The organism is Buchananella sp. 103232, from assembly GCF_058725725.1.
Genome location: NZ_JBZXJM010000020.1, coordinates 24,287 through 31,687, shown reverse-complemented (window position 1 = coordinate 31,687; position 7,401 = coordinate 24,287). Strand labels below are relative to the sequence as shown.

At 67.5% G+C, this 7,401-nt stretch carries 11 protein-coding genes; 2 read left to right on the top strand and 9 right to left on the bottom strand.

Annotated elements, in window-relative coordinates; genetic code table 11:
* Positions 1 to 680: 680 nt before the first annotated feature.
* The 3 genes from rpsI to truA form a co-directional block, all read right to left on the bottom strand.
* Positions 681 to 1,166 (bottom strand): 30S ribosomal protein S9, encoded by a 486-nt coding sequence (gene rpsI, locus AC4PWQ_RS03320; protein WP_371152723.1) that lies wholly within the window; start codon positions 1,164 to 1,166, stop codon positions 681 to 683.
* A 30-nt stretch (positions 1,167 to 1,196) separates the two neighbouring features.
* Positions 1,197 to 1,640, bottom strand: a complete 444-nt coding sequence (rplM, locus tag AC4PWQ_RS03315; protein WP_371152724.1) for a 50S ribosomal protein L13 — start codon at positions 1,638 to 1,640, stop codon at positions 1,197 to 1,199.
* A gap of 365 nt (positions 1,641 to 2,005) precedes the next feature.
* Positions 2,006 to 2,899 carry a tRNA pseudouridine(38-40) synthase TruA gene (gene truA, locus AC4PWQ_RS03310; protein WP_492089754.1) on the bottom strand — a complete coding sequence of 298 codons (894 nt, stop codon included), beginning with the start codon at positions 2,897 to 2,899 and terminating at the stop codon, positions 2,006 to 2,008.
* Positions 2,900 to 3,050: 151 nt separating this feature from the next.
* Here truA and AC4PWQ_RS03305 point away from each other — a divergent pair, with 151 nt between their 5' ends.
* The gene (locus AC4PWQ_RS03305; protein ID WP_371152726.1) at positions 3,051 to 3,524 is read left to right on the top strand and encodes a YbjN domain-containing protein; all 474 of its coding nucleotides are present in this window, start codon (positions 3,051 to 3,053) and stop codon (positions 3,522 to 3,524) included.
* A gap of 9 nt (positions 3,525 to 3,533) precedes the next feature.
* The gene (locus AC4PWQ_RS03300; protein WP_371152727.1) at positions 3,534 to 4,202 is read left to right on the top strand and encodes a type III secretion system chaperone family protein; all 669 of its coding nucleotides are present in this window, start codon (positions 3,534 to 3,536) and stop codon (positions 4,200 to 4,202) included.
* A gap of 107 nt (positions 4,203 to 4,309) precedes the next feature.
* Here AC4PWQ_RS03300 and rplQ read toward each other — a convergent pair whose 3' ends face one another.
* The 6 genes from rplQ to infA form a co-directional block, all read right to left on the bottom strand.
* Positions 4,310 to 4,768, bottom strand: a complete 459-nt coding sequence (rplQ, locus tag AC4PWQ_RS03295) for a 50S ribosomal protein L17 (RefSeq protein ID WP_371163845.1) — start codon at positions 4,766 to 4,768, stop codon at positions 4,310 to 4,312.
* A 30-nt stretch (positions 4,769 to 4,798) separates the two neighbouring features.
* Positions 4,799 to 5,803 (bottom strand): DNA-directed RNA polymerase subunit alpha, encoded by a 1,005-nt coding sequence (locus AC4PWQ_RS03290; protein ID WP_371152729.1) that lies wholly within the window; start codon positions 5,801 to 5,803, stop codon positions 4,799 to 4,801.
* 114 nt (positions 5,804 to 5,917) lie between these two features.
* Entirely contained in the window at positions 5,918 to 6,322 is a 405-nt protein-coding gene (gene rpsK, locus AC4PWQ_RS03285) for a 30S ribosomal protein S11 (protein WP_371152730.1), read from the bottom strand.
* A 46-nt stretch (positions 6,323 to 6,368) separates the two neighbouring features.
* The gene (gene rpsM / locus AC4PWQ_RS03280; RefSeq protein WP_371152731.1) at positions 6,369 to 6,743 is read right to left on the bottom strand and encodes a 30S ribosomal protein S13; all 375 of its coding nucleotides are present in this window, start codon (positions 6,741 to 6,743) and stop codon (positions 6,369 to 6,371) included.
* A gap of 126 nt (positions 6,744 to 6,869) precedes the next feature.
* Positions 6,870 to 6,983: a 50S ribosomal protein L36 gene (gene rpmJ / locus AC4PWQ_RS03275; RefSeq protein WP_371152733.1), complete on the bottom strand. Its 114-nt coding sequence runs from the start codon at positions 6,981 to 6,983 to the stop codon at positions 6,870 to 6,872.
* 41 nt (positions 6,984 to 7,024) lie between these two features.
* Entirely contained in the window at positions 7,025 to 7,246 is a 222-nt protein-coding gene (infA, locus tag AC4PWQ_RS03270; protein WP_371152734.1) for a translation initiation factor IF-1, read from the bottom strand.
* Positions 7,247 to 7,401 lie beyond the last annotated feature (155 nt).

The window sequence follows — 7,401 nt, the reverse complement described above, 5'->3', positions numbered from 1 at the left end:
CAACGAGTCTCTTGGGACCCATAGACGTTTTTCGTGCGCCGCTTCAGCAACAAAGGCTCGCAAATGCTGCAAGGGGGTACATCCGACCGCACGCTTGTACGCTCAGGGGCAGCCCGCCGCTCCCGCCCGCGCCCCCGGCCCCGCCTCGCCGGGGCCGGGCCGGCCGGCGTTGCGCAAACGGTTGTAGGGTTTCCCGACCTATTGAGCTCTTGGTGCAGCTGTTGAGCTTTTGGTGCACCGATTGAGGGGTTACCCGGCCGGGTAAGCCTACGACTGGTTCACTAAGCCCACGAGAGGTGCACCAACCCTACGAGAGGTGTACTAAGCCCTCAACCGTTTGCGCGCGCCAGCACCCGCGGCGAGCACCTGCGCCCATCCCCGGCCCCCCCAAGCTCGCAAATGCTGCAACGGGGTACATCCGACCGACCGGCGCCACGCCCCCGAGCGGTCGCATGTACCCCGACCGCACGCTTGTACGCTCGGGGGAAGCCTGCCGGACCGCGCACACCCACCACGCCCCGCACACCCACCGCGCCCGGCACACCCACCGCGCCCGCACACCGACCCAGCCCACGCCCCCTCCCACCCACTGCGGGGACACAAAAAGGGGCGGTGCCCCAACCGAGCAATCGGCGGGGCACCACCCGTTGACGACCAGGGGCCGTCTTATGCAGCCAAGATCAACGCTTGGAGTACTGCGGGGCCTTGCGGGCCTTCTTGAGACCGGCCTTCTTGCGCTCGATCGCGCGAGCGTCGCGGGTGAGGAAACCGGCCTTCTTCAGGGTCGGGCGGTTAGCCTCAACGTCGATCTCGTTCAGGGCGCGGGCGATGCCCAGGCGCAGGGCGCCGGCCTGGCCGGAGATGCCACCACCGTTGATGCGGGCGATCACGTCGAAGCGGCCCTCGAGGTCCAGGATGGTGAACGGGGAGCGCACCAGCTGCTGGTGCAGCTTGTTCGGGAAGTAGTCCTCCAGGGTGCGGCCGTTGAGCTTCCACTCGCCGGTGCCGGGCACCAGGCGAACGCGGGCAACAGCCTCCTTGCGGCGACCCAGGGCGGAGCCGGGGGCGGTGATGGACTTGCCCAGGCCAGCGGCCGGAACCTCGGTCTCGGTGGTGTAGCTCGCCGGAGCGTCGAACTCGTCGAACTCAGTGGTCGTGTCTGCCACGTTATTCCTCAAATCCTGCTAGGTAGCCGCTTACTGGGCGACCTGGTCGATGGTGAAAACCTCGGGCTGCTGAGCGGCGTGGGGGTGCTCGCCACCCACGTAGATCTTCAGCTTCTTGAGCTGCTCACGGCCAAGGCGGTTGTGCGGAATCATGCCGCGCACGGCCTTCTCGATCGCGCGCTCGGGGCGCGTGGCGAGCAGGTCGCGGTAGGAAACGGCGGTCAGACCACCGGGGTAGTTGCTGTGACGGTAGGCGAACTTCTTGTCCGCCTTGCCACGGGTGAGAACAACCTTGTCCGCGTTGACGATGACGACGTAGTCGCCGGTGTCAACGTGCGGGGCAAAGGTCGGCTTGTGCTTCCCACGGAGCAGGTTCGCGACCTGGGCCGCGAGTCGGCCGAGCACAACATCGGTGGCGTCGATGACGTACCACTTGCGGTCGATGTCGCCGGGCTTCGGAGTAAAGGTGCGCACGGGCGTTGCCTTCGTTTCGTTTCGGCGGCGGGCCTTAGATACCCAAGGGGTATGGAAGTTCCGCCGTGGACATGGGCTGGGCCGCTTCCCTGGGGCTTCGGCGAGTGGGAGCGCCGGTTGTGAACGGGAGCGGACAACGGCAACTAGGTTACTAATTTGTGCCCGCCCGGTCAAAGGTAGGGATTGGACCTGTTCTGTTTGTTTGCCCACAGCTTGGGGGCCGTGCGCGCGTCGTGGCCGCGTTTCGGGGAGCGTGGTGGTGGCCGACGTCCCGCCCGCCGCCTCGCCCCGCCGCCCGGCCTGCTTCCGCGTCTGTGGATGGCCGACGTTCCACCCGCCGCCTCGCCCTATCGCCCGGCCCAGCTCTAGCGGGCGCCGCCCCACACCTCGCCCCGGGTGGCGCGGGCCTGTTCGGCGCGCTCGGCCAGCAGGTGGTCGGCCGGGTAGGCCACCTCCTCCAGAGTGAGCCCCTGGGCGGGTGCGACGGTGATGTGGGAGGTGCGCTGGGCGTCGGCGAGCAGCTGGGCGGGCCACTCGATGGGGCGTCGCCCCTCCCCCACGGCCAGGGACGCGCCCACCAGGGAGCGGACCATGGAGTGGCAGAAGGCGTCGGCGCACACGCCGGCCACCACGAGGCCGGCGTCGGCGCCCTCGGTGGGCCGCTGCCAGCCGAAGTCGAGCAGGGTGCGGATCGTGGTGGCCCCCTCGCGGGGCTTGCAGTAGGCCAGGAAGTCGTGCTCGCCCAGCAGCAAGCGGGCGGCGGCGTCCATCGCGGCCACGTCCAGTTCCCCGCTGCGCGCCCGCACCCAGGTGACGTCTCCGCGCAGGGGGTCGCGCGTGGAGTCGTGGTCGCTGATCCGGTAGGTGTAGCGCCGCCAGCTCGCGGAAAAGCGGGCGTCGAATCCGGGCGGCGCGGCGGCAACGTCGGCCACCACCACGTCCGCCTGCCCACCGCTGGCCCGTTGCAGCACGGCGTTCAGGCGGTGGCGCAGGGCAACCAGCGGGGGGCGGTCTGAGCGGCCGGGCGCGGCGGCAAGCGTCTCCACCGGCACGTCCACGTGCGCCACCTGGCCCCGGGCGTGCACCCCGGCATCGGTGCGGCCGGCGACCGTCAGGCGGGCGGAGTCCAGGCGCAGCACGGTGGCCAACGCCGCCTCCAACTCCCCCTGCACGGTGCGCAGGCCCGGCTGGGTGGCCCACCCGGCGAAACCCGCCCCGTTGTAGGCGATCCGAAGCATCACGCGCGCAGTCTTTTCCACCCCCTCAGCCTAGGCGCCTCGCACCCCACCCCACCGGGCCGCCACGGGGCGGGGCGCGAAGGTTCGGCGCGCGGCGAAAGCACCTCCGCTGGCCGCCGCGAAGTGTGGCCCACGCCCTAAAGTTGGGAGCAGTCACACGGAAGGAATCAGCGTGAGCGAACACACCACGTTTGAAAACCCCCTGCCTGGGGACAACGACATCAAGCCATTTAGTCGCGCCCGCCTGGCCGCCCACATGGAGCGGGAGGGCTACTCGTACCAGGTGGACAGCGACGGTGACGTCTACGCCTACTTCGGGCGCAACCGCTTCCTGATCCTCGGCAATGGCGGCGGCAACTACATCTGCACCGTGCGCGGGCAGTGGAACGTGTCCGCGCCGGCCACCGCGCGCTACCGCCTGCTGGATGTGATCAACAACTGGTGCGCCCACCACTTCTGGCCCAAGGCCTACCTGGTCTCGCGGGACAACGGCACCGTGGAGGTGCACACGGAGGTCTCCATCGACTTCGAGCACGGCGTCAGTGACCTGCAGCTCAAGCAGCTGGTGGACTGCGGCGTGGGCACCGCGATGCAGCTCTTTAGCGAACTGGACAGCCACTTCCCCGACACCCGCTTCGACAACTAGGAGGCCGCAATGTCTTTCTTTTCTTCCCTGTTCGGCGGCAAGTCGAAGGATCAGGAGCCGGAGCAGGAGCCGTACACGGACGACGCCGACCTCCAGGCCGCCCCGCCCGTGACGCCCGGCCCCGCTGCGGCCGGCGCCGGCGGTCTGGCAGTGGCTGGTGGGGACGAGGCAGAGGGGGGCGCGCTGGACCCGGTCGACGCACTCACGCTGGGCCCGGTGACCATGCAGCGCGTCGAGGCCTACTTCAAGGCGGAGGACTACCGCTACGAGGTCGACGAGGACGGTGACCTGCTCACCGGCTTCGACTCCTCCCCGTTCATGATCCAGATCACCGGTAAGTACAACGAGGTGCTGGTGATCCGCTCCCGCTGGCAGCACACCAAGCCCCTCAAGGCGCACTACCCGCTGCTGGAGGCCCTGAACGAGTGGTGCCGGGACCGCATTTTCCCGATGTGTTACGTCTCGCGCATCGACGGTGACCAGCTGCGCGTGACGGCCGAGCACATCACGGACCTGGAGCAGGGCGTGACCGACCAGCAGCTCTCCACGCTGCTGTCTTGCGGCATCTCCACCTCCCTGCAGCTGTACGAGTTCCTGGACGGCAAGATCCCTGACGAGGGCCAGGCTCTCGATGACCTGGCGGAGCTGTACCCGGCGCCGCCGGAGGACTCGGAGTAAGTCCCGGCTGCTCGCGCGCAAAAGCGGGGCGGGAGGGTGGTTTCCCACTCTCCCGCCCCGCTTTTGGGTGCGCCGGGCGCGGCTTGAGCCGCGCCCGCGCCGCCGGATCAGTCCTCGGACTTGGTCTCGGCCTCGGCGGCCTCCACCTTGGCGTCGGCGGCCTTGGCGACGGCCTCGGCCTCGCGCACGACCTCACGCTTGGCCAGCTTCTCCGTCACCAGGGAGATCTGGGCGGTGGGGGCGGCGTCGCCGCGACGCTGACCGAGCTTGATGATGCGGGTGTAGCCGCCCTTGCGGTCCGGGTCGATCGCCGGGGCGATCTCCTCGAACAGCTTGGCAACAACGCCGCGGTCGGTGATGACCTTCAGCACGGTGCGACGTGCGTGCAGGTCGCCACGACGGGCCTTGCTGATCAGACGCTCAGCGAAGGGGCGCAGGCGCTTGGCGCGCACCTCGGTCGTGGTGATGGCGCCGTGCTCGAAGAGAGACTTGGCGAGGTTGGCGAGCATGTGACGCTCGTGCGCCGGGGAACCACCCAGGCGAGGACCCTTAGTGGGCTTAGGCATGATGTCTCCTAGATTTCCGGGGCGTGCCGGTTAGTTGTTGAACTCGTCGCTGAAGGAGAGGTTGCCCGCGAACGGGTCCTCGCTAACCGGCGACTCCAGGTGGCTGTCCTTCAGGGCGAGGCCCAGGCCAGCCAGGGTCTTCTTGATCTCGTCAATCGACTTGGCGCCGAAGTTGCGGATGTCAAGCAGGTCCGCCTCGGAGCGGGCAACGAGCTCACCCACGGTGTGGATGCCCTCGCGCTTGAGGCAGTTGTAGGAACGGGCGATCAGGTTCAGGTCCTCGATCGGCAGGGCCAGGTCGGCAGCGAGGGCGGCGTCGGCCGGGGACGAGCCCAGGTCGATGCCCTCGGCCTCCACGTTGAGCTCACGGGCCAGGCCGAAGAGCTCGACGAGGGTGGTGCCGGCGGAGGCAACGGCGTCGCGCGGGAGGATGGATTCCTTGGTCTCCACGTCCAGCACCAGACGATCGAAGTCGGTGCGCTGCTCCACACGGGTGGCCTCAACCTTGTAGGTCACCTTGAGGACCGGGCTGTAGATCGAGTCGATCGGAATGCGGGAGATCTCCGCGTTCTCGTCCTTGTTCTGAGCGGCGGAAACGTAGCCGCGGCCACGCTCCACGGTCAGCTCGATCTCGAGCTTGCCCTTCTCGTTCAGAGTCGCAATGTGCAGGTCGGTGTTGTGGACCTCCACGCCCGCCGGCGGGGTGATGTCACCAGCGGTGACCTCGCCCGGGCCCTGCTTGCGCAGGTACATGACCACGGGCTCGTCCACCTCGGAGGAGAGCACGATGTCCTTGATGTTCAGGATGATCTCGGTGACGTCTTCCTTCACACCAGGGATGGTGCGGAACTCGTGCGGCACGCCGTCGATGCGGATCGACGTGACTGCGGCGCCCGGGATGGACGACAGCAGCGTGCGGCGCAGGGAGTTGCCCAGGGTGTAGCCGAAGCCCGGCTCCAGCGGCTCAATGTAGAACCGGGAACGGTGCTCGGAGATAACTTCCTCGGACAGTACCGGGCGGTGCGAAATCTGCAATGGGGTTCCTTTCCTATCGGCATCCGCTATATGACGCCGGGGGAGGCTTCACGCTTTTGCGTGAAGCTGGGTTGGTGCGGCGGCCCAATTGCCGGGCCGCCGCACCGGAAAAGATCAAACGCGGCGACGCTTCGGGGGGCGGCAGCCGTTGTGAGCCTGAGGGGTGACGTCCTTGATGGAGCCGACCTCCAGGCCGGTGGCCTGCAGGGAGCGGATCGCGGTCTCGCGGCCGGAGCCGGGACCCTTGACGAAGACGTCAACCTTCTTCATGCCGTGCTCCTGGGCGCGGCGGGCAGCGGCCTCGGCGGCCAGCTGGGCGGCGAAGGGGGTGGACTTACGGGAGCCCTTGAAACCCACCTGGCCGGAGGAGGCCCAGGAGATCACCGCACCGGTCGGGTCCGTGATGGACACGATGGTGTTGTTGAAGGTGGACTTGATGTAGGCGTGACCGTGGGAAACGTTCTTCCGGTCCTTGCGGCGCGGCTTACGCGCGCCAGCCATACGAGACTTGGGGGGCATTTCTATCCTGCTTTCGAGGTCGTCGATGCGAGCCTAGGCTCGCCTACTACTTGGCCTTCTTCTTACCGGCCACGGTGCGCTTGGGGCCCTTGCGGGTGCGCGCGTTGGTCTTGGTGCGCTGGCCGTGCACGGGCAGGCCGCGACGGTGACGCAGACCCTGGTAGGAGCCGATCTCGACCTTGCGGCGAATGTCGGCAGCCACCTCACGGCGCAGGTCACCCTCCACCTTGTAGTTGGCCTCGATGAAGTCGCGCAGCGCGACGAGGTCGTCGTCAGTCATGTCCTTGACGCGCAGGTCAGGGCTGATACCGGTGGCCGCGAGGGCCTCCTTGGCGTGGTGACGGCCAACGCCGTAGATGTAGGTGAGCGCAACCTCGAGCCGCTTCTCGCGGGGGAGGTCAACGCCAACAAGACGTGCCACTTTTTCTCCTGTGGTGTTCGGAGGCCGTCGCCCTTCCTTCCGGCCTTATTGCCGGCCCCGGCCTCCGAGTCCGGGGGTTTGGTGGAAGGACGCTTTGTCAATAACTGACGATGCGTCGCGCAGGGATTAGCCCTGGCGCTGCTTGTGCCGCTGGTTATCGCAGATAACCATGACGCGGCCGTGGCGACGAATGACCTTGCACTTGTCGCAAATCGGCTTAACGCTCGGCTGGACCTTCATGGGTGTTTTCCTCTCGCCACCTCACGGCGGCGTACTGGGTTCTACTTGTAGCGGTAGACGATGCGCCCGCGCGACAGGTCGTACGGGCTCAGCTCTACGACCACGCGGTCCTCGGGGAGGATGCGGATGTAGTGCTGACGCATCTTGCCCGAGATGTGAGCCAGGACCACGTGATCGTTCTGCAGCTGGACGCGGAACATCGCGTTGGGCAGCGCCTCAACGACGGTGCCCTCTACTTCGATAACGCCATCCTTCTTGGCCATGGATGAACCAGGTTCCTCACTTCTCGACTGAACTTGAGGCGCCCCGAAGGGGCTCCCCCGCGCCACCCGTTGGTTTGCTTGGCCTGCTTTCCGGGCAGGCTGCGGCAAAGGTGGCGCACGTCCGACGTGCAAGCATACGTGCTTTTCGGCCTCGC